This is a genomic window from Ulvibacterium sp. (assembly GCF_028285715.1).
GTDB lineage: Bacteria > Bacteroidota > Bacteroidia > Flavobacteriales > Flavobacteriaceae > Ulvibacterium.
Map to the genome: position 1 here is coordinate 620,567 of NZ_JANQOO010000017.1, position 25,766 is coordinate 646,332.

General features: G+C 43.5%; 16 protein-coding genes. 3 read left to right on the forward strand and 13 right to left on the reverse strand.

What is annotated here, in order from left to right:
- Nucleotides 1–166 precede the first annotated feature (166 nt).
- The 8 genes from Q0993_RS09750 to Q0993_RS09785 are packed head-to-tail and all read right to left on the reverse strand — an operon-like array spanning nt 167 to nt 11,928.
- The gene (locus Q0993_RS09750; protein WP_299532303.1) at nt 167–1,990 is read right to left on the reverse strand and encodes a cbb3-type cytochrome c oxidase subunit I; all 1,824 of its coding nucleotides are present in this window, start codon (nt 1,988–1,990) and stop codon (nt 167–169) included.
- Between the two features lie 43 nt (nt 1,991–2,033).
- Nucleotides 2,034–3,158 carry a cytochrome c oxidase subunit II gene (locus tag Q0993_RS09755; RefSeq protein ID WP_299532304.1) on the reverse strand — a complete coding sequence of 375 codons (1,125 nt, stop codon included), beginning with the start codon at nt 3,156–3,158 and terminating at the stop codon, nt 2,034–2,036.
- Nucleotides 3,159–3,189: 31 nt separating this feature from the next.
- Nucleotides 3,190–4,494 (reverse strand): quinol:cytochrome C oxidoreductase, encoded by a 1,305-nt coding sequence (locus tag Q0993_RS09760; RefSeq protein ID WP_299532305.1) that lies wholly within the window; start codon nt 4,492–4,494, stop codon nt 3,190–3,192.
- Between the two features lie 13 nt (nt 4,495–4,507).
- Nucleotides 4,508–5,068 (reverse strand): cytochrome c, encoded by a 561-nt coding sequence (locus tag Q0993_RS09765; protein WP_299532307.1) that lies wholly within the window; start codon nt 5,066–5,068, stop codon nt 4,508–4,510.
- Between the two features lie 2 nt (nt 5,069–5,070).
- Entirely contained in the window at nt 5,071–5,601 is a 531-nt protein-coding gene (locus Q0993_RS09770; protein WP_299532308.1) for a DUF3341 domain-containing protein, read from the reverse strand.
- A 1-nt stretch (nt 5,602) separates the two neighbouring features.
- Nucleotides 5,603–7,330: an NrfD/PsrC family molybdoenzyme membrane anchor subunit gene (gene nrfD / locus Q0993_RS09775; RefSeq protein WP_299532309.1), complete on the reverse strand. Its 1,728-nt coding sequence runs from the start codon at nt 7,328–7,330 to the stop codon at nt 5,603–5,605.
- A 34-nt stretch (nt 7,331–7,364) separates the two neighbouring features.
- Nucleotides 7,365–10,508 (reverse strand): TAT-variant-translocated molybdopterin oxidoreductase, encoded by a 3,144-nt coding sequence (locus Q0993_RS09780; protein ID WP_299532310.1) that lies wholly within the window; start codon nt 10,506–10,508, stop codon nt 7,365–7,367.
- A gap of 34 nt (nt 10,509–10,542) precedes the next feature.
- Nucleotides 10,543–11,928: a c-type cytochrome gene (locus Q0993_RS09785; protein ID WP_299532312.1), complete on the reverse strand. Its 1,386-nt coding sequence runs from the start codon at nt 11,926–11,928 to the stop codon at nt 10,543–10,545.
- 220 nt (nt 11,929–12,148) lie between these two features.
- On the opposite strand from Q0993_RS09785, the gene Q0993_RS09790 reads away from it, so the two are divergent.
- Nucleotides 12,149–12,529, forward strand: a complete 381-nt coding sequence (locus tag Q0993_RS09790; RefSeq protein ID WP_299532314.1) for an SPOR domain-containing protein — start codon at nt 12,149–12,151, stop codon at nt 12,527–12,529.
- Nucleotides 12,530–12,568: 39 nt separating this feature from the next.
- Here the strand turns inward: Q0993_RS09790 and infB are convergent, their stop codons facing one another.
- Genes infB through rimP form a run of 3 tightly spaced genes read right to left on the reverse strand, consistent with a single transcriptional unit; the run spans nt 12,569 to nt 16,995 of the window.
- Nucleotides 12,569–15,247, reverse strand: a complete 2,679-nt coding sequence (infB, locus tag Q0993_RS09795) for a translation initiation factor IF-2 (RefSeq protein WP_299532316.1) — start codon at nt 15,245–15,247, stop codon at nt 12,569–12,571.
- Nucleotides 15,248–15,288: 41 nt separating this feature from the next.
- Nucleotides 15,289–16,521, reverse strand: coding sequence for a transcription termination factor NusA (gene nusA / locus Q0993_RS09800; protein ID WP_120712316.1), 1,233 nt, complete (start codon nt 16,519–16,521; stop codon nt 15,289–15,291).
- A 12-nt stretch (nt 16,522–16,533) separates the two neighbouring features.
- Nucleotides 16,534–16,995 carry a ribosome assembly cofactor RimP gene (rimP, locus tag Q0993_RS09805; protein ID WP_299532322.1) on the reverse strand — a complete coding sequence of 154 codons (462 nt, stop codon included), beginning with the start codon at nt 16,993–16,995 and terminating at the stop codon, nt 16,534–16,536.
- Nucleotides 16,996–17,285: 290 nt separating this feature from the next.
- Here rimP and Q0993_RS09810 point away from each other — a divergent pair, with 290 nt between their 5' ends.
- A complete protein-coding gene (locus Q0993_RS09810; RefSeq protein WP_299532325.1) occupies nt 17,286–18,581 on the forward strand; it encodes a cation:proton antiporter in 1,296 nt (431 codons plus the stop codon).
- 77 nt (nt 18,582–18,658) lie between these two features.
- Here the strand turns inward: Q0993_RS09810 and Q0993_RS09815 are convergent, their stop codons facing one another.
- Nucleotides 18,659–19,003 (reverse strand): hypothetical protein, encoded by a 345-nt coding sequence (locus tag Q0993_RS09815; protein ID WP_299532327.1) that lies wholly within the window; start codon nt 19,001–19,003, stop codon nt 18,659–18,661.
- 337 nt (nt 19,004–19,340) lie between these two features.
- Nucleotides 19,341–19,784: a hypothetical protein gene (locus Q0993_RS09820; RefSeq protein ID WP_299532329.1), complete on the reverse strand. Its 444-nt coding sequence runs from the start codon at nt 19,782–19,784 to the stop codon at nt 19,341–19,343.
- Nucleotides 19,785–20,389: 605 nt separating this feature from the next.
- Here Q0993_RS09820 and Q0993_RS09825 point away from each other — a divergent pair.
- Nucleotides 20,390–25,744 carry a gliding motility-associated C-terminal domain-containing protein gene (locus Q0993_RS09825; protein WP_299532332.1) on the forward strand — a complete coding sequence of 1,785 codons (5,355 nt, stop codon included), beginning with the start codon at nt 20,390–20,392 and terminating at the stop codon, nt 25,742–25,744.
- The last annotated feature ends 22 nt before the right edge of the window (nt 25,745–25,766 follow it).

The following is a 25,766-nucleotide window of genomic DNA, read 5'->3' on the forward strand; positions in this document are numbered from 1 at the left end:
GTCCTATTGTGGGTCCACCCAAGTACTGGAACCGATTTCAAAGGTATCTTTCAATCAGGGCTTCACTAAGATATTACAAAAAAGCGAAATAGTACCCTTTCGATATCCATCAAAAAAAATGCCCAACTGGATAGCTTGGGCATTTTTGGCTTGAATTAGTTTGGTGTCAATGATTTAATTCCTCCTCATCCTTCTGTAGTGGTACGGTTTGGGGTACAAAATCCTGGTCTGGAAGAATGTACTCCCCATTTTCGTCCGTTTTACTATAATCATAGGCCCAACGATGAACATGAGGTATGGGACCGTCCCAATTTCCATGAATATGTTTTACCTCGGCCGTCCATTCCAAGGTGGTCGCATTCCAAGGGTTCTTCGGACCTTTTTTACCATAGAAAATACTACTGATAAAGTTATATGCGAAGACTAGCTGGGCCCCCGCGGTAATTAATGCAAAAACCGTCATAAGTACTTGTACATCCGTCAACTCATCGAACATTGGAAATGCCGTATTCTCGTAATACCTTCTTGGTACCCCGGCCATGCCCACAAAGTGCATGGGGAAGAATATTCCATAAGAGCCAATGGCTGTAATCCAAAAATGGATGTATCCCAAATTTTTACTCATCATTTTACCTTCGAACATCTTTGGAAACCAATGGTAGACACCCGCAAATAATCCATATAATGCCGAGATTCCCATTACTAAGTGAAAGTGTGCCACAACGAAATAAGTATCATGTACATTGATGTCCAAGGTACTATCCCCTAGGATAATCCCCGTAAGACCTCCGGTGATAAAGGTGGATACCATTCCTATTGAAAACAACATTCCGGGGTTTAGTTGTAGATTTCCCTTCCACAGAGTGGTAATCCAATTAAATGCCTTTACGGCGGAAGGAATGGCTATCAAAAGAGTTGTAAAGGTAAATACCGATCCCAAAAATGGGTTCATCCCTGAAATAAACATATGATGTCCCCAAACAATGGTGGACAAAAATGCGATAGCCAATATGGAGGCAATCATGGCACGATAGCCAAAAATTGGCTTACGGGCATTAACGGACATTACCTCGGAAACAATACCCATTGCAGGAAGGATCACGATATAGACCTCTGGATGTCCGAGAAACCAGAAAAGATGCTCAAACAATACCGGAGACCCCCCTTGGTAGTGTAAAACTTCTCCCTGAATAAAGATATCGGATAAAAAGAACGATGTTCCAAAACTTCTATCCATAAGCAATAATAGCCCGGCCGATAACAATACTGGAAAAGAGATTACACCAATAACGGCAGTAACGAAAAATGCCCAAATTGTTAGAGGCAAACGGGTCATGGACATCCCCTTGGTCCTTAAATTCAATACCGTAACAATGTAGTTCAAAGATCCCAAAAGGGACGAAGCGATAAATACGGTCATGGATACCAGCCATAGTGTCATTCCCATACCTGAGCCGGATTGGGCCATGGGAAGGGCACTCAACGGAGGATATACTGTCCATCCGGCAGAAGCGGGCCCTGCTTCCACAAATAGTGAAATCACCATGATTACGCTGGATAAAAAGAACAGCCAATACGATATCATGTTTAGAAAACCCGAAGCCATATCCCTAGCCCCTATTTGTAATGGTATCAAAAGATTACTAAAAGTACCGCTCAATCCCGCGGTGAGTACAAAAAATACCATTATGGTTCCGTGGATGGTAACCAATGCCAAGTAAATATCCGCATCCATTACACCCTCAGGTGCCCATTTTCCCAATAAGGTTTCGAATATGGGAAAGGACTCTCCCGGCCAGGCCAGTTGCATTCGGAATAACAGGGACATCGCGATCCCTACAAAACCCATGATGAGTCCAGTAATCAAATACTGCCTGGCAATCATCTTATGATCCTGACTGAATATATATTTGGTTATAAATGTCTCTTTGTGATGATGCCCATGATCATGTGCATGATCTTCTACATGTGCTTGTGCCGTAACAGACATAATTTTACTTTTTTAATTATTTTTTCTTTTTCTAGCAATATTTTTAATCCTGAGTCCCATAAGATAGCTCTGCCGTTTCGGCTCCAACGGGGTTGAAATTCGGTTCCCGTCCGTCAGCCACCATAACGGTTTCCGCAAAGGTCTTCTGCGATTTTATCCATTCATTATATTCTTCCTCGGTCTCTACAATAATCTTCATCTGCATATTATAGTGTGACTTACCACATATTTTATTACAAATGAGAACGTAGTCAAATTCCCATGGGTCGGAATTTGGCCTTCCTTCTGCAGCCCATTCGGCCCGAAGTGCATTGGTGCGCTTCACTTTGTCCACCACATCCGGATTCTGCCGCATTTGCTCTGTTGTAGTAATCGGGGTAAACGAGAACTCAGTTGTCATTCCCGGCACGCAGTTCATCTGGGCCCGGAAGTGTGGCATGTAAGCGGAGTGTAATACGTCCTGGGAGCGCATCTTGAAATTCACTTTTCTGCCCACAGGCAAGTGAAGCTCCTTTACGATAATATCGTCCGCGGCGTAGGAATCCGACTCATCAAGTCCCAATACATTGGCCTTATCGATGTCTATCATCCTTACATTGGCCGCACCCAAAACATTATCTTCCCCCCCATATCTAGCGGTCCAATTAAACTGTTGGGCGTAAAGCTCTACTATTAATGGATCATCCTCATCATTGACATCCATAATATTGGTCCAGGTATACAAGCCCCACAATATGAGTCCAGCCAATACAATTACCGGTATTATGGTCCAAATAAATTCCAAACGATCGTTATCTGCATAAAAAAGGGCTTTCTTTCCTTTCTCTCCTCTATACTTATACCCAAAATAATGAAGCAGGGCCTGGGTAATGGTCTGTACAAAGAATATGATAATAAACGATACCAACATTAGATAATCGTAACCACTCCCGTGCTCAGATGCGGCCTCAGGGAGTAATACTTTTGAGTATTTCCAAAAACTGAAGATGGTAATGCCATAAATGAATATCAAAAACGCGAACAATAGGTAACCATTGTATTTGTTATCTGAATCATTGGCTATTTCCGAACTATTTGTTTTGAGTTGGGCAAATTCGAACATCTTGGTCATCTGCCAGATTGCGATTGCCACGAGAACTAAAACAATTAAAACCAGTAATGTAGTCATTGTATGATTTGAAATTATTCTTTAAAATCCGTTAATAGTGAAAATGCCTACTTTCCTCAATGAATGGGTTTCGCTTCGGCTGCAAGGGCACCGTACCAAGGGCCCTGAAAACCCAAAATATGAAAAGCCCGGCAAAGAAAAGAATTGCCCCGATTTCGGGAATACCTATATACCATTGATCACCAACGGTAGCCGGCATAATCATATTAAAAACATCGATGTAATGTCCGGCCAGGATAATGATTCCAGCCATAACCACGAACCAATTAATTCGCTTATAATCACTATTCATTAAAATCAAAAAGGGAAATATAAAGTTCATTGCCAACATTCCAAAGAAGGGCAATTTGTAATCCTCAATCCTCGAGACAAAATAGGTAACCTCTTCCGGAATGTTGGAATACCAAATCAACATAAACTGCGAAAACCAAAGATAGGTCCAAAAAATACTGATTCCGAACATAAATTTGGCCAGGTCATGGATATGACTATCATTCACATCCGGCAAGTAGTTCTTTGACTTTAAGTAAATGGTAATCATGGCAATTACCGTAATGCCAGACACGAACATACTGGCAAAAACATACCATCCAAATAAGGTACTAAACCAATGGGGATCCACGCTCATGATCCAATCCCAGGACATCATGGATTCCGAAACGAGGTAAAACACCAAAAAACCGGCGGAAATCTTAAAATTCAGTTTAAAGTTTGAATTGTCATCGGACTCATCTTGCTTAATGGATAACTTTCTGGAGTACTCACGATAGAGAATCCATCCTCCCAAAAATATTGCCGCCCTGATCAAGAAGAAAACCGGGTCAAGGTAGCCTGCTTTTCCCTGTAGCAATTTATCATGGGCCACCACCTCGGCATCCATCCAAACGAACAGGTGGTTCATATGCATTACCGAAAGCACTAGGATAACAAAGACAATAATACCACCGGGCACCAAATAGGAAGTAATCCCCTCCATAACACGGAACAGCAATGGCGACCACCCTGCCTGCGAGGCACGTTGGACCGCATAAAAAGCCAAAGTTCCCAAGGCAATCATAAAGAAAAAGAAGGCTGCTACATATAATGCCGCCCAAGGCTTATTTTGCAATTGGTGTAACAGGTGTTCGTCGTGGGAAGCATCATGTCCTCCATGGGAATCGGCACCAGCATGTGCTTCTCCATGAGAACCTCCATGACCGTGATCATGACTCGCCACCATAGCCTTGGCCTCTTCCACGGATGTGGGCATAGTAAGAAAACCGTAGCCTAAGCCCAAGGCTCCTACTACCATTAATACTATAGAAGCAATTTTTAATCTACTTGAAAACGTGTACATATTGATCTATGTATTATTTTGTTAAGTCTTCCTTTAATTTCATTACATATTCCGAAACCTGCCACATCTCCGTGGTGTTCATTTGCGATGCATAGGACCCCATGGAGTTTAAACCATATTGCACGGTGTGAAATGTAGTACCCACTGTGATGTTCCTTGCTGCATCGGCATAGCTGGGTACACCCAAAATCTTTTCCCGTTTTACCAAATTTCCTTGACCTTTGCCGTTTGCACCATGGCATATCGCACAATAGATATCATACAATTCTTTTCCGATAGCCAAATTTTCTTCCTTTTGTAATGAATCCAAAGGGCTCACCTGCAAGCGCGCCAATTCCTTTCCTTCCAAGGTATTCTCATACCCATAGGGCAACCAGCCTCTGGGAATAGTATTCGCAGGCGGTACAAGGGCCTCGGTACCCTTGGGCAAAAAATAGACCTTATCATAGGTTTCATAACCTACGGCTTCGTACATATTCGGCATATATTGATAATTCGGTATGTTTTTATCCTGACAGGATAAAAAGACCAAGACCCCAACCAATACAATTCCTATTTTACCAAAACTTTTCATATTCAATGATCGTTTTTATCCGCTATGCTTATCTCCACTGCGCCGGTATCCAACAATAAATTACGCAATTCCCTTTCATTGTCATGGATTTCGATTTCCATCACGAAATGATCGTCCGTTGTTCTTACATCCGGATTTTCGGCTTTTTTAAATGGCCATAGTCTACTTCTTAGGTAAAAGGTGATTACCATGAGGTGCGCCGCAAAGAATACAGTCAGTTCGAACATAATGGGTACGAATGCAGGCATATTTTCGATATAGCTAAAACTAGGCTTTCCTCCAATATCTTGAGGCCAGTCGTCAATCATAATATAGTCCATCATTACAATGGCCACGGTAAGCCCCAAACAACCGTACATAAAGGAAGTAATGGCAATCCGGGTAGGTGCCAGTCCCATAGCCTTATCCAGACCATGCACCGGGAAAGGACAATACACTTCCTCTATATGATGTTTGGCCTCTTTTATCTTTTTGACCGCGTGCATCAGCACATCATCATCATTATAGTAAGCATGTATAACTTTAGATGCCATATTATTTATTGTTATTTAAAATTCTAGCTTGTCCGGCCCAATCATCCCGCTGTGCCCGTCCCGGGAAAGAACCGGTAATAGAATCCAAAAGGTTATACTCTTTCTCTGTCATTTTACTGACTTGTGCAAAAGTGAATATCCCGATTTGGTTCAATGTCTTTTCCATTTGGGGGCCAATTCCCTTTACCTTCTTCAAGTCATCTGGCGTTTCCGTATTTGCATCAAATGCCCCAATTGAGTCCAAAAGGGTGGAAACTTGACTTTCCTGCTCCTCATTGGATAGTAATTTTTCCTCAACCACATTATCTTTGACGTCGGTGGTTTTGGTAATCTCATACAGGGGCTTTCCCGTCTCTCTTAACTTTTTGTATCGTTCCCCTGAAGATTTTAATATGGTCTTTACCTCCGCCTGTGCAATCACCGGAAAGGTCCTTGCATAAAGCAGGAACAATACAAAAAAGAAGCCCAAAGTTCCTATGAATATACCGATATCCACATAAGAAGGAGAAAACATGGTCCATGATGAAGGAAGGTAATCCCTATGAAGTGAGGTTACGATGATTACAAAGCGCTCGAACCACATCCCAATGTTTACCACTATAGAAATAAAGAACGAGAACATGATACTAGTCCGTAATTTTTTGAACCACATAAACTGGGGTGAAAATACGTTGCAGGTCATCATAGCCCAATATGCCCACCAGTAAGGCCCTGTAGCCCTGTTCAAAAAAGCATATTGTTCATATTCAACTCCGGAATACCAGGCCACAAACAGTTCCGTAATATAAGCGCAACCCACTATGGACCCCGTAATCATAATAATGATGTTCATCAACTCAATATGCTGTACAGTTATATAGGCCTCCAGATGGCAGACCTTGCGCATGATAATCAACAAGGTATTTACCATGGCAAAACCTGAGAAAACAGCACCGGCAACGAAGTAAGGTGGGAAAATCGTGGTGTGCCATCCAGGAATTACGGATGTGGCAAAATCAAATGATACGATGGTATGTACAGAAAGTACCAAAGGCGTTGCCAAACCGGCCAATACCAAGGAAACCTCCTCAAAGCGCTGCCAATCCTTGGCACGTCCACTCCATCCAAAACTCAGTAAACTATAAATTTTCTTTTGAAATGGCTTAACCGCACGGTCGCGAATCATTGCAAAATCAGGCAAAAGGCCTGTCCACCAAAACACCAAGGAAACGGAAAGGTAGGTCGAAATTGCGAAAACATCCCATAGTAAGGGCGAATTGAAGTTTACCCATAGTGAACCGAACTGATTGGGAATGGGCAATACCCAATATGCCAGCCATGGTCGACCCATGTGAATAATAGGGAACAATCCTGCCTGAATTACGGAAAAGATGGTCATGGCCTCTGCTGAACGATTGATTGCCATTCTCCATTTTTGACGGAAAAGCAACAATACCGCCGAAATCAAGGTTCCCGCATGGCCAATACCTACCCACCAAACAAAATTGGTAATATCCCACGCCCAGTTAACGGTCTTGTTCAAACCCCAAGTACCAATTCCCGTGGAAATTGTATAAATTATACACCCAACACCCCAAAGTAATGCCACCAAGGAAATGGTAAAGACAATCCACCAATGCTTGTTGGCCTTTCCCTCTACCGGAGCGGCAATATCCACAGTTACATCGTGGTAGCCTTTATCCCCAATTACTAAGGGCCTTCGAATAGGTGCTTCGTAATGCGACGCCATAGATTTTTATTATAGTTGTTTCTTATTGTATGGTTTAAGCTTCGTTGGTATTCCTAACCTTTACATGATAGAACACGTTGGGTTTTGTTCCCACATGCTCCAACAGATGGTACATACGATCACTTTTCGCCAATGCCGCAACTTCGCTGTCCTCGTCATTTACATCTCCAAATACGATTGCTCCGGTACTACACGCTGATGAACATGCTGTCTGGAACTCTCCATCCTGAATGGTGCGACCCTCACGTTTGGCATCCAAAATGGTCTTCTGCGTTTTTTGGATACACAGCGAACATTTTTCGATAACACCCCTAGAGCGTACGTTCACATCCGGGTTTAGCACCATCTTGCCCAAATCGTTGTTCATGTAATAGTCAAACTCGTCATTGTTATTGTATAAAAACCAATTAAACCTTCTGACTTTATAGGGACAGTTATTGGCACAATAACGTGTACCTACACATCGGTTATAGGCCATTTGGTTCTGCCCTTGTCGCCCATGTGATGTGGCCGCAACGGGACAAACAGTTTCACAGGGCGCATGATTACAGTGCTGACACATTACCGGCTGAAATGCCACTTGTGGATTGGCCGCCGGATCCTCTAGCTCCCCAAAACCTCCTAAAGAACCTTTTTCTCCGGAAAGACCGTCGAATTCCTCTTTTTTGGTATTATCCTCCTCAAAAGTATCCTCCGAGGAATAGTATCTATCTATACGTAACCAGTGCATATCCCTGGAAAGCCTTACTTCCCTTTTTCCAACCACTGGGACATTATTCTCCGCGTGACAAGCAATGACACAGGCGCCACAACCGGTGCAGGCATTCAAATCTATGGACATATTGAAGTGATGCCCGATGGAACGATCAAAACTGTCCCAAAGGTCTACGGTAGTGGCAGGCACCTCTTGGTGATTCAGGGATACTACCGGAACATAGTTCCATTCAGCGTGGTCTTTGGTGTTGAAAATTTCCAGGGTAGTCTCTTTTATGATATCACCTCTCCCCATCAATGTTTTATGCAACTGAACACAAGCAAATTCGTGCATTCCTGGAGATTTTTCAATCGTGACAGATTGAACTGAATTGAAGTTTTGGTATAATGCATAGGCATTTACACCGGTCTGCATTTCGGATTTCATCCCCACTTTTCTACCATATCCAAAAGACAGTCCAACGGAACCTTTGGCTTGTCCGGGCTGTACAATAACAGGAACCCTGTCAATGGACACTCCATTAACGGTAAGCTTCACATAACTTCCATCCAGACCTCCATTGGCCACATGCTCGTTAACCAATCCTATTTGTTCCGCATCTGCCTTGGAAACCGTAATGTAATTATCCCAGGACACCCGGGTGATGGGATCTGGGAATTCCTGAAGCCAAGGATTGTTTGCCTGCTGCCCATCGCCCATACCTATTTTGGGGTAAAGCACAAGTTCCATTCCGCCGCCACTAGTTGCATTTGCCAAGCTACGTACTGCGGAGGCTATGGATTCCATAGATGAACCTGAAGCCGATTCTTCCATCATGGTGTCGTCTTCCGCCTCTTTATCTTGCTGACCCATTGTATTCTCCGGATCGGCCACCTCATTGGAAACTACAAATATCCCATCGTGAAGAGCTTTGTTCCAATCGGCTCCATTTAATACAAATGTTCCCCAAGTTTCCCGTATATAATCATAATAGCTGATATCGCGACCCATCCACTCCAATAGGGAAGCCTGAAACTGTTTGGTATCGAACAATTCCTGGATGGTGGGCTGCATAAGGCTGTAATGGCCTTTTTTAACTTGAGTATCTCCCCAAGACTCCAAAAAGTGGTTGGCAGCTGCCGTATATTGCGTAACCTCCGTAGTTTCGTTCCAATTGGTGGAGAATACAACGGATAAGTCTACCTTTTCAATTCCACCGGCAAAATCCGCCGCATTGGGCAAGGTGTACATGGGGTTTACCCCATCCATTATCAAAGCACCTACCTTTCCAGCGTTCATATTGGCAATCAACTCATTTACCGACTTTGTATTTCCCTGCCTACTGTATTTCGGGGATTTTGAATCAAATGCCTTACTGCCAAGCATTTCATTTATGGCCAAGACTACGGACTGGGCGTTTACATCATCAATACCCGTCACTACCACAGCATTACCTGTGTTCTTTTTGATTTGTGCCACCACGGCATCCAATGCTTGTTCGGCATCCCCGATTTCACCACCTACAGAGGTACCATTTAATTTGGCATACAGCTTGGCCAGGGCAACCTTTTGCAGCATAGGTGTCAATGGAACACGTTTATCGGCGTTAGCACCGGTAAGGGACATATTGGCCTCAAACTGGATGTGCCTGGACATCTTTCCATTTTTCGGAATCCTTCCCTTTGCATAACCACCATCATATCCGCCACCCTGCCAGTCGGCCAAAAAATCCGCTCCAAAAGAAACGATCAAATCCGCTTTTGAAAAATCATAGTCCGCCAGGGCACGTTCCCCATAACGGTTCTCGAATGCCGTTAGCGCGGCATCTTCGGAAATCGCATCGTAAGCAACGTGGTCCACATCGCCATACATTTCCTTAAACTCTTCTAAAAGCCTTGAAGTAGACGGGCTGGCATAGGTCTGGGTCAATAGGGCAATTTTCTTGCCCGAACCTTTTAAGCTACCTAATTTGGCCCTTACTCCGGCATTCAAGGCGTCCCATTCCACAGGCTCTCCATTGGCCAAAGGTCCTTGTAATCTTGTACTGTCGTACAAGGACAATACCGAGGCCTGTACCCTTGCGTTTGCATTTCCACCTACTTTGGCATCTGTGTTGTTCTCAACCTTTATGGGCCTACCTTCCCTTGTCTTTATCAGGATACTTGCAAAATCAAAGCCGTTGGCAATCGTAGTTGCATAATAGTTGGCCACACCCGGCACAATAGTTTCGGGTTGTACGACGTATGGGATGGATTTTCGGACAGGCCCTTGACAAGCCGCTAGGGAAGCCGCAGCGGTACTAAAACCTACATATTTTAAAAAGTCCCTTCGATTGGTAGTAGTTGCCGAAAGGTTTTCCTTATCACCCAGGAAATCATCAACAGGAATCTCTTCTACAAACTCGTTCTGCTTTAGCGCCTCAACAATGGAATCGTTAGGATTCAACTCCGCTTCACTTTTCCAATATTTTTTGTTTGATGCCATACGATATCTCTGTAATTAGCTGCTTTAGTTTTGATCAATAGTGACATTTTCCACATTCCAAACCGCCCATCTGGGCCGCTGTAAGCTGATCTACGCCATATTTTTTGGAGAGTTCCGCGTGGATTTTTGCATAGTATTCGTTGCCCTCGACCTTTACATTGGTCTCCCTATGACATTCTATACACCAACCCATGGTCAATGGGGAATATTGATACATTATTTCCATTTCTTCAACAGGGCCATGACAGGTCTGACACTCTATGCCTGCTACCGAAACGTGCTGGGAATGATTGAAATAAGCAAAGTCCGGGAGGTTGTGGATACGCACCCATTCAACAGGCTGACTTTCCCCGGTATAGCGTTGGTTTTCTTCGTCCCAACCTACGGCCTTATACAATTTCTTTATTTCACCAGTGTAAAACTCATTGGTGTATCCATCGGCCAAATCCTCTTTGGAAGGCCCTTCCGGGTTTCCTTTATATTCATAGATGGATTTATGACAGTTCATACATACGTTGAGGGACGGGATTCCGGAATGTTTGGAAACTCTAGCCGAAGAGTGGCAATATTTGCATTCTATCTTATTATCCCCAGCATGTATTTTGTGGGAATAGTGTATTGGCTGAATTGGTGCATATCCTTGGTCTACGCCAACTTGCATCATCCATCCATAGGCGAAGTAAGCACTTCCCAGCAATAAGAAAATTACAGTGACCAAGACCAGAAACTGATTTTGAGCAAATGCTTTCCAAATAGGGGTTCTTTTTTCCGCCTTTTCTTTTTCAAGAACAACGCCATTGGCCTCCGCAATTCGTCTTAGTGTACTATTTACTAAAAAGAGCATCAATACCAAAAGGCCAAAAATAACAGCCAAGGCACCCAGTAGTATTTCATTGGAAATTCCGGAAGAACCAGTGGAACCGGCAGTGTCAGTCGCTGCAGCGGCCGCAACGGGTGCGGCCTCCGGTGGAGGGGCTGCAGTATATGCTAAAATATCATCGATATCCTGATTGCTCAAAGTGGGAAAAGCGGTCATTGCCGCTTGATTATATTCGTTGTAGATTTTGACTGAATATGCATCTCCGGATTTTATCATTCCCGGACTGTTTTTTATCCAGGCATATAACCATTCCTTGTCCAGACCCTCTTCTTCCGCCAGCCTACTTTCAACATTGGCCAAAGCCGGTCCGGTCATTTTTCGGTTCAAGGCATGGCATGCGGCACAATTTTGATTGAATAGGGATTTTCCCTTTGCGGGATCTCCGGCAGAAGCATTCGCTGCTCCATCCTCAGCCACAACTTCGGCATTCTCGGCCACCGTTTCTTCCTGGCTGTAAAGCGATAAGGAAAAAAGAAGGAAAATAATGAGACTAACACCTAAAACTTTAGAAATTCGATTGCGGTATGGAACCTTTTTCATATGGAAACTATTTCTTTCGAAATCTTGGCACGATAATTAATATTTATGGGATGTTAGGTCGTATTACGGTGCCTCAAATTGAAGGCAAAAATACGACATTGACTTTATTTTGAAAATGTTAATGGATTTATAATTATTAATTTATAATTGTTCTAAATAAAGGGAAAATACAGGCACTAAAACATAAAGAATTACTTTTGTATAACTCTAGAAACAAACTATGAAATTTATCTTAAAGATACCGTTATCATTGATCGTTTTGCTCTTTGGAATTCAGCTTGGCCGTGCCCAACAAGGAAAAATTACCATTGAGCAAGACAAAAACATCGATACCCTGCTGGAGATTTATAAATCGGCCAAGGAGAGCACCGAACATTACAGAATACAAGTGGGTTTTGGTTCCTTTGATCAAGCTCAGGAAATACAAATGGAAGTAGAGGAAGATTTCCCAGAGTTACCATCAAAAATAGATTTCGATTCGCCTACATATAGGGTTAGGGTCGGAAAATTCAAGGATAAGTTGGAAGCGGAACGGAAGTTTTTGGAAGTACGGGAGAAATATCCCAATGCAATGTTGTTAAAACCCAAAAAATCGACCTAATGGGTCGATTTTTCGGTTCTGTTATCTGTTTTTGTCGACTTATAATTTTTTCTTCACGGCCACTTCCTGGAACGCCTCAACAATATCGCTCTCCTTAACATCATTATAGTTTTTCACCTGGAGACCGCAATCGTACCCCTTGGCCACTTCCTTAACGTCGTCCTTAAATCGTTTTAGCGATGCCAATTCCCCGGTATAGATAACAACGCCATCCCGAATTAGGCGAACGCTGGAATTTCGGAATATTTTTCCGCTTGTTACCATACATCCGGCAATGGTGCCTACCTTGGAAATCTTAAAGGTTTCCCTAATTTCAGCCGTACCGGTGATTTCCTCTTTTATCTCCGGTGAAAGCATTCCCTCCATGGCGTCCTTAAGGTCGTTTATGGCGTCATAGATGATGGAATACATTCGGATATCGATTTCCTCCTTTTCCGCTATTTCCCTGGCATTCCCCATGGGCCTCACATTAAAGCCGATGATTATGGCGTCCGAAGCTGAAGCCAGTAGTACATCGGATTCAGTTATGGCACCAACCCCTTTGTGGATAATATTCACCTGAATCTCATCCGTGGAGAGTTTTTGGAAAGAGTCTACCAATGCCTCTACCGAACCATCTACGTCTCCTTTGAGGATAATATTCAATTCCTTGAAATCGCCAAGGGCAATTCTCCTTCCGATTTCATCCAATGTAATATGACGCTGTGTCCTAACAGACTGTTCCCGTAATAGTTGAGATCTTTTTGTGGCAATCTGTTTGGCCTCACGCTCATCCTCCATTACGTTGAACTTATCCCCTGCCTGAGGCGCACCATCCAATCCCAGAATTGAAATTGGCGTAGCCGGACCTGCCTTTTTTACTTCTTTGCCGCGCTCATCGTACATGGCCTTGACTTTCCCGCTGTGGGTACCCGCCAATACATAATCCCCAATTTGCAAAGTACCGGCCTGTACCAAAATAGTGGAAACATATCCACGTCCTTTGTCCAAAAAGGCTTCCACAACGGTACCTGAGGCATTCTTATCCGGGTTGGCCTTCAATTCCAATAACTCGGCTTCCAGTAAAACTTTTTCCAATAGTTCATTTACCCCATCACCGGTTTTGGCCGAGATATCGTGGGACTGTATTTTTCCACCCCAGTCTTCGACCAAAAGGTTCATATTGGCGAGCCCTTCCTTAATCTTGTCCGGATTGGCCGTTGGCCTATCTATTTTGTTAATAGCGAACACCAGTGGCACCCCGGCGGCCTGGGCATGACTAATGGCCTCCTTGGTCTGAGGCATAATATCGTCATCCGCCGCTATTACGATTACCGCAATATCCGTGACTTGGGCCCCACGGGCACGCATTGCCGTAAAGGCCTCGTGTCCCGGAGTATCCAAAAAGGTAATTTTTTGGCCATTGTCCAAGGATACTCCATAAGCTCCTATATGTTGGGTAATACCCCCACTTTCACCTGCAATAACATTGGCTTCGCGCACATAATCCAGTAAGGATGTCTTACCGTGATCTACATGACCCATTACCGTAACGATAGGTGCCCTTGCCCTCAAATCCTCCGGTGCATCCTGTTCTTCCTCTATAGCTTCTTCTATTTCGGCCGTCACAAATTCCACTTCGTAACCAAATTCTTCCGCTACTATGGAAAGTGTTTCGGCATCAAGACGTTGGTTCATGGTGACCATGATTCCCAAGGACATACAGGCAGAAATAATATCGGTGGTAGAAACACCCATCATAGTGGCAACTTCACTGGCGGTAACAAATTCAGTTACCTTTAAGATTTTACTTTCCAGTTCTTGCTGCTCAAGATCTTTTTCCGTTTGCTGGCGGTGTTGATCTCTTTTGTCCCTGCGATATTTGGCACCTTTGCCTTTTTTGGATTTTCCTTGAAGTTTCTCCAGGGTTTCCCTAACCTGTTTTTGTACATCTTCTTCGGAAGGCTCTACCTTATTTGTGGACGCAAATCGCTTTACATCTTTTCTTCCACCCGTTGCCCTACCACGGGACGCGGCACCTTTGTTAGCATCACCTGTATTGCTTACAATCCGCTTTCTCCTTTTTTTCCTGTCTCCTCCGGCATCGGTACTCTTCGGTTCCTCTTTCTTTTTCTTTGGTTTTTGAAATTTGGTGAGGTCTATTTTATCCCCGGTTATTTTTGGGCCCGAGAGTTTTTGGTATTGTGTTGCTATCTTTTCATTTTCCTTTTGAGCCTCCTTGGGTTCGTTGGTCTGCAAAGGTTTTTCCTGCGGAGTTACAGGAGCTTTCGGGGTTTCCTTTGCCTTAGGCTCCTGAATTTTGGCCGTTTCTTCTGTGTTCTGGGGGGCTACCGGAGCTTTTTTCTTTGGACTTAAATCGATTTTACCAACGGTCTTGGGGCCGGAAAGTTCGGCTCTGGCCTTGATAACGTTGTCCGAAGATGCAGCTGCCCTTCTCTCCCGGGCAAGTCGTCTTTCTTCCTGCTCCTGCTCCAATTGCAGTCTTATGGCCTCTTTTTCCTTTCTTTTCTCCTCCCCTACTTCCTTGGACGCAACCTTTTTGCTCATATCCGTCTGGAACTCGTCCAAAAGCACTTGATGTATCTCATTGGATATTTTAGTTGTAGGCCGGGCATCCACCTGATGTCCCTTGGATGTTAAAAAATCCACCGCCCTATCCAATGAAATATTAAGCTCCCTGAGAACCTTATTGAGCCTTATGTTTGCATTGTCTGCCATAAATACTATTACTATTTCCTTAAAACGTTGCTAATATATAGCTAATCTTCCAATTCTTCCTTGAGTATTCGAACAACTTCGTAAATGGTCTCTTCCTCCAAATCGGTTCTTTTTACAAGGTCGTCCACATCTTGTTCCAGCACACTCCTGGCCGTATCCATTCCAATCTTCTTGAATTCCTCAATAATCCATGCATCAATTTCATCAGAAAACTCGGTAAGTTCCACGTCTTCCTCCACTCCTTCACGGAATACATCGATCTCGTAACCCGTCAATTGCCCAGCCAAACGGATATTATGCCCGCCACGGCCAATGGCCTTGGACACTTCCTCCGGCCTTAGATACACTTGCGCCGCCATTTTTTCGTCATCGAGTTTCACGGAGGTGACACGGGCCGGACTTAGAGATCTTGTAACCATAAGCTGAGGATTGTTGGTCCAATTGATAACGTCTATGTTCTCATTACCCAGTTCCCTTACGATACCATGTATCCGCGACCCCTTCATTCCAACACAGGCTCCTACTGGATCGATACGATCATCATAGGAATCAACGGCCACCTTGGCCTTTTCCCCGGGAATGCGCACTGCTTTTTTTATGGTAATAAGACCGTCAAAAACTTCTGGGATTTCTTGAAAGAACAACTGCTCCAAAAAACGTGGGGAAGTCCTGGACATAATAATAGTGGGCTTGCTTCCCTTAAGTTCCACACTTTCAATAATTCCACGAACATTATCACCTTTACGGAAGAAGTCCGAAGGAATCTGTCGGTCTTTGGGTAAGATAATCTCATTGCCTTCATCGTCCAAAAGGATAATGGCCTTGTGGCGTATATGATGTACCTCAGCAGTATATATTTCACCTTCCAAATCCTTGAACTGTTTATATATGGTAGTGTTATCATGTTCATGAATTTTTGAGATGAGATTTTGGCGCAATGCCAAAATAGCCCTTCTTCCCAAATCTATAAGTTTTACCTCTTCGGAAACATCCTCGCCAACTTCAAAATCAGGTTCTATCTTTCGTGCCTCCGAAATGGATATTTCTTCGTTGGGATCCTCTACTTCACCATCCTCTACCACTATCCGGTTTCTCCAGATTTCCAAATCCCCCTTGTCCGGGTTTATAATAATATCGAAGTTGTCATCGGAACCAAATTTTTTCTTTAGGGCGTTCCTAAAAACATCCTCCAAAATCGCCATCAATGTTACCCTGTCTATGAATTTGTCGTCCTTAAACTCCGAAAAGGATTCTATTAACGCAATATTTTCCATTTTTAACTACACTTAAAATTTTAATACAACTTTTGCTTCCTTTATTTCCGAAAAATCGATTTCCTTTTTTTTCTGCACGGTAACCTTGCCTTTCCCTATCGGTTTGGGTTCACGGGCTTTCCAAGTCAAAACAATACCGTTTTCCAAAGTTTGGACAAGATTCCCTTCATAAATATCATCTTGGGTCCTTACCTTTAACTTCCTCCCAATATTTTTTTTGTACTGCCTTGGCATACGTATGGGCGATGCCGCTCCTGAAGAGGTCACCTCCAACGAAAAATCCTCATCATCCCTATCCAAATTGTGCTCAATAGCCCTACTGACCTTCATGCAATCTTGGAGCGAAACCCCCTTATCTCCATCAATTACCACCTTAATCGTATTGTCCGATGAAACGGAGCAATCGATCAAAAAAAGGGATTTATCCCCTTCCAATGCATTTTTTAATAGCAACTCCACTTTTTCCTTCAACATCGTACTACTGCTTTTCAATAGATTTCGCCCTTCCGAGGGAATTATTTAAAGTACTTGCTCCGGCGAGATGTCAACGACCTCAATAGACCAAAGTTTCAGCAATAAAAAAGAGGACCAATTGTCCCCTCATGAATACATTTTATATCCGTTCAGTAGTGCAAATATACAAATTTTTCCGACTTTCCTTATTACCGGCAAAAAGTAATCTTAATGTAAAATCAAGTGGGCGGATATGAATTGAAAATTATATCCTACTTTAGGGAAATAGACCAAAAACAACCCAAACCAAAATGGACATATTTTCATCTTACAACCTTATCATAGAGGCGTCGATCATCCTAATTCTATCGTTCTTGTTCAATGGCGTTGCCAAGCGCACGAACATACCTTCGGTACTACTCCTAATTCTGTTGGGCGTTGTTCTTCAATTTGTATTGAAGTATATGACCTCCGAAAAAGTAGACTTTTTTCCGGCCCTTGAAGTATTGGGCATTATTGGACTCATTATGATTGTTCTGGAGGCCGCCCTGGAGTTGGAATTGAAAAAGGAAAAACTGGTGCCCATACTCAAATCCATGGCCATTGCCCTAACAGGTCTAGTAGGGTCCGCATGGGTGGCCGCATTAATACTCTTTCAGTTCGTACCCGAGATGACCATGCAGTCCGCTTGGTTGTATGCAACACCTTTGTCCATACTTTCCAGTGCCATCATTATCCCCAGTGTTAGTGGATTAACCGAGCACAAAAAGGAATTCCATATATACGAAAGCACATTTTCGGATATTATGGGCATTATGATGTTCTATTTTTTAGTAGGTGGCCTGAATCCTGCCGAGGATTCTGGAGCAGTGGGCTTTGCAGTGAATATTATACTCACTATAGTTCTTTCCTTGGTAGCGAGCTATGCCATTATTCTAATATTTCAACAAATAAAGAGTCAGGCCAAATTGTTCTTACTGATTGCCGTACTGTTGTTACTCTACGCTATCGGTAAGCAATTGCATCTTTCCTCCTTGTTGATAATTCTAATTTTTGGTTTGGTAATTGCCAATATGAAGCTATTCTTTGTGGGGAAGTTAGCCCACTTTTTGGAATACGAAAAAGCACATCGCATTTATCACGAACTCCATATTGTAACCTTGGAAACCGCTTTTGTGGTACGTACTTTTTTCTTTGTGATTTTTGGGTTGACCATTGCCATTGCTTCTCTTTTCAGTTTAAGTGTGGCTTTGGTAAGCCTTCTTATTATTGTTTCCATTTATGCGATTCGGTTTGTTATTTTGCGAACCTTTATAGGAAGTGACATTCTACCTCAATTGTTCATTGCCCCACGTGGATTGATTACCGTATTGTTATTTTTTGCTATTCCGACAGAAGCCAAGGTGGCTACTTTTGAGCCTGGTATTTTATTGTTCGTTATCATAGGTACCAGCCTCATAATGACCTGGGGCATGATAAAGGACAAAAGAAAGATGAAGACTTTGTTGGATCAAATTGATGAAGATTACGTGGCGATGGATGGGGAAATATCCGGGCCAGAGACCGGAGATAGCCAAGAAATTTTGGGAGAAAAGCCTGAAATTTGAAATAGATGAATATCGATTACTACGATGCCCTATTCGTTGTAGACTTAAGAAACAAACTCTTTGGAGCGTAGGAAAATCTATTCGCTGGATGATAACGAGGTGGCAAGGGTACTTCCCGCATGTTGAACCTTGGCATTTTTTTCCTCAAGTTCATTAAGACTATCCACCTCTCGTCTAAATTTCAAAATCATAAGGGTATCCAACTGTTGGGCAATACTATCTCGCATATGCCTCCAATTTCTGGAATTCATCTTTTTGTTATACTCCGTAATCTTATCAAAACGGGAAAGGTTATGGCGATTTGCCTTCCAAGCATGTGCCGTACTTTTCTGGTGTTCCAGGTCTTGTAGGTATATGCCAACACCAAAGCCTAGTATAACAAGGACAAGAATAACCTTTAAGTTTTTTACGGTCAACTTCATCTGCAATAGCTTAAATGTGGGGCTCCAAATTGGAACGGTTCTCGGTTTTCATGCCTTGATCTACCTTCCCAATTCCTGAACAATATACAAATTATAGGAAATCCTTTACTCAAATATGTACAATCTGCCCTTTTCTTGGGATGAATGGTACTTTTATGTCAAAATTCGGTCAATGAATACTTTGCCTTGTCCCTCCAGCACTTTTCGAAAATCAAAAAAAGAATTCCTCAATATCTTGCTCCTAAACCTAATCCGCTTCATTTTTTAAGGGCTTTGGTCGGCCATATCAACGTTGATATGGGAGAATGTGCATAGCTCGGAGCGAAGAATTCCCATTCTAATTTTTAGTATAAAAATCGTTCCTGGATTCATCCCCCAGTCCCATACTTCTAATGGCCAATTTTCTTTCAATTAGACCAAAAACATCGTACTGTCTCTCTATTAAAAAAATGAAGGTATCGGACTTAAAATTGCGCCAATCGGTAATATTGCCATTAGCTATGGCCCATAAATCAGCCGCCAACACATTTGTTGAGAAAAAAGTGCTTTCCGGGCTTATTTTTTCCAATCCCCTAAGACTATATTTTAACATATCCAAAGGTCTTAGAATCGGTTTAAAATCGAAGTATTCATCACTATACCCTATTTCACCGAACCATATAGTGGTCGTCGATTTTGAAAAGTGAATTCCGGTAAACTTTTCCTCTTCCTCAATGCGGTCGCCCTCCCTATGAATAAGAAACTTTAGCCCAGTGCCCACGTAATGTTTAAGTTCGTTCATTTTTGGGGGAGTTTTTCTTCTTAATACCGGACAGCAGAAGTAATCCCTTTTTTATCCTCGAAAAAAAGATTGTCCAAATCGCCATTGCAAAAAATAGAATGCTACCAACGACAAGAATTATTATTGCTATTTGATCATCCATAAATATCCTATTCGTTACCCTATTCAAATAGAGTCATGGGATTATATAAAGATTAGACACTTGTTTTTGGTTACGTAACTCTTAAACTGCAAAAAGGTGCTTACCGGTCCCTTCGAAAAATATATATCAGACTTTGTTATAAAAAGAAGATATAAATTATAAAATACTGAAAATCAAATTATTAAATTCAATCGGAAGCGCTCCAACATTAAAACTTCAGTTTTTTTATCGCACTGCAAACTCCAACGAAAGCGTGGCTTTTACCGAAAAATAGGTGCGGCTACCTATTATCAGATGAGACATACCGCTTAATAGATGAGACCTCTTTATGAAGGTACGCAGCGATAATTTTGAACCAGTTTCGGTTTGGCAAAGAATGAGTCGCTACTTGTATTGCCGTGGTAAAATATCCCGATTCTTACGCTTAACCTACAAAAACCAATTTCAATATAAGTAATCGATCATGAGAAAAATAGTACGTTATAATACCATATTTTTTTTAGCGTTATTATGGGCATTCGGTTTGCAAATAGCCCAAGCACAATGCGATCCCAATACTTTTACGGTTACCGTTACTGAAGGAACTTGTCCCAGCGATGGCAATATTGCCGTGACGCTTCCCGGCGGTTCTCCCTGTGTCGGATGGCAAGCCATCTTAACCAACCCCGGGGGATTGGAAACCGTACTCAACGTTCCCGATACTGGAGGACCTGTTAATTTCAGTAACCTTGCCGTGGGCAGCTATATGGTAAGGTTAGTAAATGGTGGTACGGTAATTCAGTCACCGGACAATCCCATAGCCGTGACGAGTACCTATCAGGCCATGAACATCACAAGTACCAATACGGCACCCTCCTGTCCTAGTGGAACGGATGCAACACTGACCATTGACATTAACAGCGGAGGTAACGGACCTTTTGAATATACCGTGACTCCCCCTGCACCCGGATTACCACAAACCTTTGGGCCCACCCCCAATACATCCCATACCTTTTTAGGTCTGAACGGCGGTGAAACAGTATCTTTTGAAGTAACCGATTTGGGCTGTTCGGTATCACAAACGCAAAATCCTGTTATTGCGGACAACACTGCACTGCCATCCGAATATTTCAATGCTACCTTTCAAAGGAAATGTAGTCCTAACTGTGGTGCATACGATGTAACATTTTTTACAAGAGTCTATACTACAGATGGTATAACCGCCATACAACAAGCGGGCAATGCCACAATTAGTATCAATGGGGGCGCCCAGCAAAACCTTGTACTGGACAATGTAAATGGCAACATTATATCCTTTACGCACCCACCAGGAATTAACGCTAACGTTCCGTATACTATCACCTTCAATGATGGATGTAGTACTTTTGGCACTACCAAAACCACCTTACCGGTGGATGATGGCTTTTTGGTCATAGACCAGGAAATTGCCTATCCCCCGGATTGCTCTGTTATTCATAGGGTAGATGCCATTGGTTTAACCAGCGACGGGCCGGACATTTACAATATGTTCTGCCCGACCAATAGTATTTCCATAGAACAGGAAATCCCGGTAGGTTCAAATATATGGACAAATGTACCTTTAGTGGGAGGTGCCTTCAATCCCTTGAACAACAATTTTGTCAATTACTACACACTACCTGGAGAAGGAAGTTATCGCTTAACCGGCATAGATGATTGCCATTCGACATCCGTGGAATTCAACACACTTCCAACTACAAACCCATTAGATGCCATAAGAATACAATCTGCCCTCTCCATTTTGGAGGGAACTGGGGGTTTTACCATAGATCGCGCTCCGGGTCAGTTCAGTTCCAATGTCTTTCCGGAAACCACATACACCATTCGTCCCGTACCGTTTCAATCCAGTATTACCATAAACCCTACCCAACCTTTTAACCTTGGAGGCCCCTATACCCTAAATTTCCCTTTGACCTACACCACCACAACCAATCGTTCCATTATTGGGGACCTGCCCCCAGGGGAATATGAAATTACGGCGACGGATATATGCGGTAACCTCTCAGTACATTCCCATACCATTTCGAGTACGGCCCAATATACTCCGGAAATCACAGCATTTAGCGGTTGTGCCAATTCCGGTAGGATTGAATACGATATGAACGCGTTAAATGTAGCCAATTCCATTGGCCCTCCGAGGGTCAATACCATTGTAGAGCTATGGACGGATGATGGTAGTGGTACTCCGGGAACACTTTTGACCGATGATATTCCGGAGGCTCGATTAACGGGATCTTTCAATAACCTTACTGCCGGGGATTATGTAATCCGGTTTTCGAACATCAATTTTCAATCGACCAATGCAAATGAAGTTTTTTCAGCCGCCACAGGCAATAATGCAGATCGGGAATATTGGACAACAGTAACCATTGCACCTTTCCAAAGTATAACTGCCGCTACGGCCGGGGCGTTCTGCGATTTTACCGATCCCAATACCGGAATCATCTTTACCGAAATTACCGGTGGAACCCCTACCTATCCCATCAACTACGAGTTGTTTGCGACCTCAGATTTGGTCAATCCTGTAATGACCCATGTAGAAACGGACCCCTCCATGACCAGCCATCTTTTTGAAAATGTTGCCGCAGGAAATTATATAGTGCGATTGACCACGCCATGTGATGGGGTTGATCTGAATATCAATTTAATAACTGCTCCCATAACGACCATAATAACGGCGGATAATAATCCCATATGTGCCCCTGGAGGCGATGTGGAGTTGTCCATAAACTTGCCGACGAGCATTTTTGATATTACTTGGACCGATAATTTAGGCAATACGGTAGGTTTGGGCAGTCCGGTTACCGTAACCGTCAACGCCACTACCACCTACACGGCCAGTTACGCCATAAAACCAATATTTTGCCCAACGGCCCCTTCGAACACCAATTCTATTACCATAACGGTTAATCCGGATATTGTTCAGGTGGGAACGGAAACATCCAGTTGTAACCTTCTCGGAACCGAATATACCCTCGTCACCGAAGTGGCCGGAACTGGTCCTTTTAGCGCTACGGGTACCGGTGCACCCGGTAGTTTTGCCGGAAATATATGGACCTCCGACCCTATTCCGGCCGGAACCGATTACAGCATAGATTTTACGGATTCCAATACTTGTAATATCCTTACAATTTCGGGTACCGCTCCTAACTGCTGCATATTTGATCTAAATCTGACCACATCCGATATAGACCTTTGCCTTAATCCGGGACCTTACGAAACTATTATCGCCAACACCACCCTTGGTCTTATTTATGAGGTTAGGGACCAGAATGGTATTTCTTTTAGCCCTGCCCTTACCGGAATTGGAAACGGTGGAGATCTTTCGATTAACATCCCAACCCTAAATGTTCCTGCCGGAGGTACGGATTACCAAGTATTTGTTACCAATGGTGTACCTGGTTGTAGCGGTATACTGGGGGATCCGGTCTCATTTAGTAATGGGAATTCCGATACCTTTTTGAACGTAACAGGAGACACTGTTTGCGAAGGTGATCCCGCTACGGTGACCCTATCGAATTCGCAGGTGGGGATAACCTATCAGCTACAACAATCCGGCATCCCCCTTAATCCTGCTGTAACAGGGACTGGTACTGGAGGAGATCTAATGCTTACAATACCGGCCGGACATCCTCAGCTTGCTACGGGCACGTATGATGTAGAGGCTTCCGGCTCTGGTTGTAGTACAGTAACATTGAACCAATCCCCCATAATTACTGTAAATGCCTTGCCAACCCTTTCAATAACCAGCCCAGCGGCGTGCTCTCCGGACCTTACGACCTATTCCTTGGAAGTTACGGTCAGTAACGGAACAGTGAGCAGCACCTTTGGCAATGTTACCAACACCTCTGGAAATACTTGGTCAATTACCAGTATAGGGGCAGGAACCAACATTGTTGTGACCCTAACCGATACCAATGGTTGTATTTCCACTTTAAATATCAATGCCCCGGACTGTAGTTGTCCCGTTGTCAATGAGCCAATAACCGGTGGCGACCAAAGTTATTGCATTGGAAGTTCGGTTCCTTCCTTGGTGGCAGTAGTAGATCCAGGAGAAACCGTAGATTGGTACAGCGCCCCTACAGGAGGTACCCTTTTGTCAAGTGGAAATACAACATATATCCCCACATCTCCAGGAACCTATTATGCCGAAACCAGGAACATTATCAATGGTTGTACCAGTACTACACGTACACCGATACAAATAATAGAGAACAACCTTCCCATCGTTACCTTTAACGATCCGGCCACTATATGTTTGAATACCGGTGCTTTGGACCTTACGGCATTCGCTACCCCAGTTGGGGGAAACTTCGGCGGACCGGGAGTAACTGGGAACAATTTTAATCCGGCATTATCCGGAACAGGAATCCACACCCTAACCTATGAATTTACCGATGCAAACGGATGTACTAATAGCGATACTGCACAAATAAGTGTAAATGCCCCATTGGCACAAATAGGTTCGGAAACCACCTCCTGTGCCTTGGACGGCCAAAGTTATGTCCTTACCGTAGAGCTAAACGGAGCGGCACCCTTTAACGTGTCTGGAAGTGGGGCCCCTGGAACCTTCACGGGGAATCTCTGGACTTCGGACCCTATCCCTTCCGGAACGGATTATAGTACAAATTTTACCGATGTCAATGGCTGCAATACAGTAAGCGTGATGGATAACGCTCCTGTATGTTGCGTATTTGAGGTTGCCTGTCCTACTTTCCCGGCAACCACCGTAGCATGTTATGAAGACATCCCTACGGCCAACAGGTTCACCGAAACAGAATTTGAGGCCTTGGGCAATGCAGATGGAATCATCGGTGATATTCCTTGTGGAATTATCGAAATAACCGCATCAAACAGTCCGGATATGGGCAATTGTAATATGATTGTTGAACGGACCTATACCATAACCGAGTATGAAGATACCAACCGCAACGGTATACGGGACCTTGGAGAGGATATTGTGCGCAATACTGTAAACTGCACCCAAAACATTACCGTACAAGATACTACGGGCCCCGTATTTGTTGAGGCACTTCCTATGGATTTCACCATGCAATGTGATACGGATCTACCCATTGCCGAGACTTTGACCGCAACAGATAATTGTGGAGGGGCAACAGTGACCTATAACGAAGAAGTCCTAAATAATGGATGTGCAGGCAGCTATACAATCTTAAGAACTTGGGAAGCAACGGATACGTGTGGCAACCAAACCATACATGTACAGACGATTGCGGTAGAGGACACTTCTGCTCCCGTTTTTGTAGAGACTTTGCCACAGGATGGTTTTGCGGATTGTGGCATCATTCCCGAAGCGGCTATACTTACGGCAACGGACAATTGCGGCGCAGCTACCGTTGATTTCACCGAAACCGAAATCCCCGGAAATTGCAGTTCCCAATACAACTTGGTGCGGACTTGGACGGCGACGGATGCATGTGGTAACGAAACCTCCCATACCCAAACCATACAACTTGCTTGTCCCGTTAAAATCTATAATGCCGTATCCGCCAATGGTAACGGGCAAAACGACATCTTCCTACTGGAGGGTATCGATTGTTTTCCCAATAACCAGGTTGAAATATTCAACCGTTGGGGCGTAAAAGTGTTTGAAACGAACGGATACGATAATCAAAATAAGGTCTTCAAAGGGTACTCGGAAGGTAGACTTACCCTAGCTTCAAGTAAAAAACTACCCACGGGAACCTATTTCTACATAGTACAATATGAATCCATGAATGGCGGTGAATCGCAGACCATTCAAGAGTCCGGTTATTTATACCTCATCAGCGATAACTGATCCGTATTCATAGAACAACCAG

What these genes read in the sequence shown, in the direction of transcription:
- Q0993_RS09790 (WP_299532314.1), top strand. Translation starts at nt 12,149, where the DNA reads ATGAAATTTATCTTAAAGATACCGTTATCATTGATCGTTTTGCTCTTT.
- Q0993_RS09760 (WP_299532305.1), bottom strand. Translation starts at nt 4,494, where the DNA reads ATGTACACGTTTTCAAGTAGATTAAAAATTGCTTCTATAGTATTAATG.
- Q0993_RS09755 (WP_299532304.1), bottom strand. Translation starts at nt 3,158, where the DNA reads ATGACTACATTACTGGTTTTAATTGTTTTAGTTCTCGTGGCAATCGCA.
- rimP (WP_299532322.1), bottom strand. Translation starts at nt 16,995, where the DNA reads ATGTTGAAGGAAAAAGTGGAGTTGCTATTAAAAAATGCATTGGAAGGG.
- Q0993_RS09780 (WP_299532310.1), bottom strand. Translation starts at nt 10,508, where the DNA reads ATGGCATCAAACAAAAAATATTGGAAAAGTGAAGCGGAGTTGAATCCT.
- Q0993_RS09825 (WP_299532332.1), top strand. Translation starts at nt 20,390, where the DNA reads ATGAGAAAAATAGTACGTTATAATACCATATTTTTTTTAGCGTTATTA.
- Q0993_RS09765 (WP_299532307.1), bottom strand. Translation starts at nt 5,068, where the DNA reads ATGAAAAGTTTTGGTAAAATAGGAATTGTATTGGTTGGGGTCTTGGTC.
- Q0993_RS09820 (WP_299532329.1), bottom strand. Translation starts at nt 19,784, where the DNA reads ATGAACGAACTTAAACATTACGTGGGCACTGGGCTAAAGTTTCTTATT.
- Q0993_RS09785 (WP_299532312.1), bottom strand. Translation starts at nt 11,928, where the DNA reads ATGAAAAAGGTTCCATACCGCAATCGAATTTCTAAAGTTTTAGGTGTT.
- nrfD (WP_299532309.1), bottom strand. Translation starts at nt 7,330, where the DNA reads ATGGCGTCGCATTACGAAGCACCTATTCGAAGGCCCTTAGTAATTGGG.
- Q0993_RS09770 (WP_299532308.1), bottom strand. Translation starts at nt 5,601, where the DNA reads ATGGCATCTAAAGTTATACATGCTTACTATAATGATGATGATGTGCTG.
- nusA (WP_120712316.1), bottom strand. Translation starts at nt 16,521, where the DNA reads ATGGAAAATATTGCGTTAATAGAATCCTTTTCGGAGTTTAAGGACGAC.
- infB (WP_299532316.1), bottom strand. Translation starts at nt 15,247, where the DNA reads ATGGCAGACAATGCAAACATAAGGCTCAATAAGGTTCTCAGGGAGCTT.
- Q0993_RS09810 (WP_299532325.1), top strand. Translation starts at nt 17,286, where the DNA reads ATGGACATATTTTCATCTTACAACCTTATCATAGAGGCGTCGATCATC.
- Q0993_RS09815 (WP_299532327.1), bottom strand. Translation starts at nt 19,003, where the DNA reads ATGAAGTTGACCGTAAAAAACTTAAAGGTTATTCTTGTCCTTGTTATA.
- Q0993_RS09750 (WP_299532303.1), bottom strand. Translation starts at nt 1,990, where the DNA reads ATGTCTGTTACGGCACAAGCACATGTAGAAGATCATGCACATGATCAT.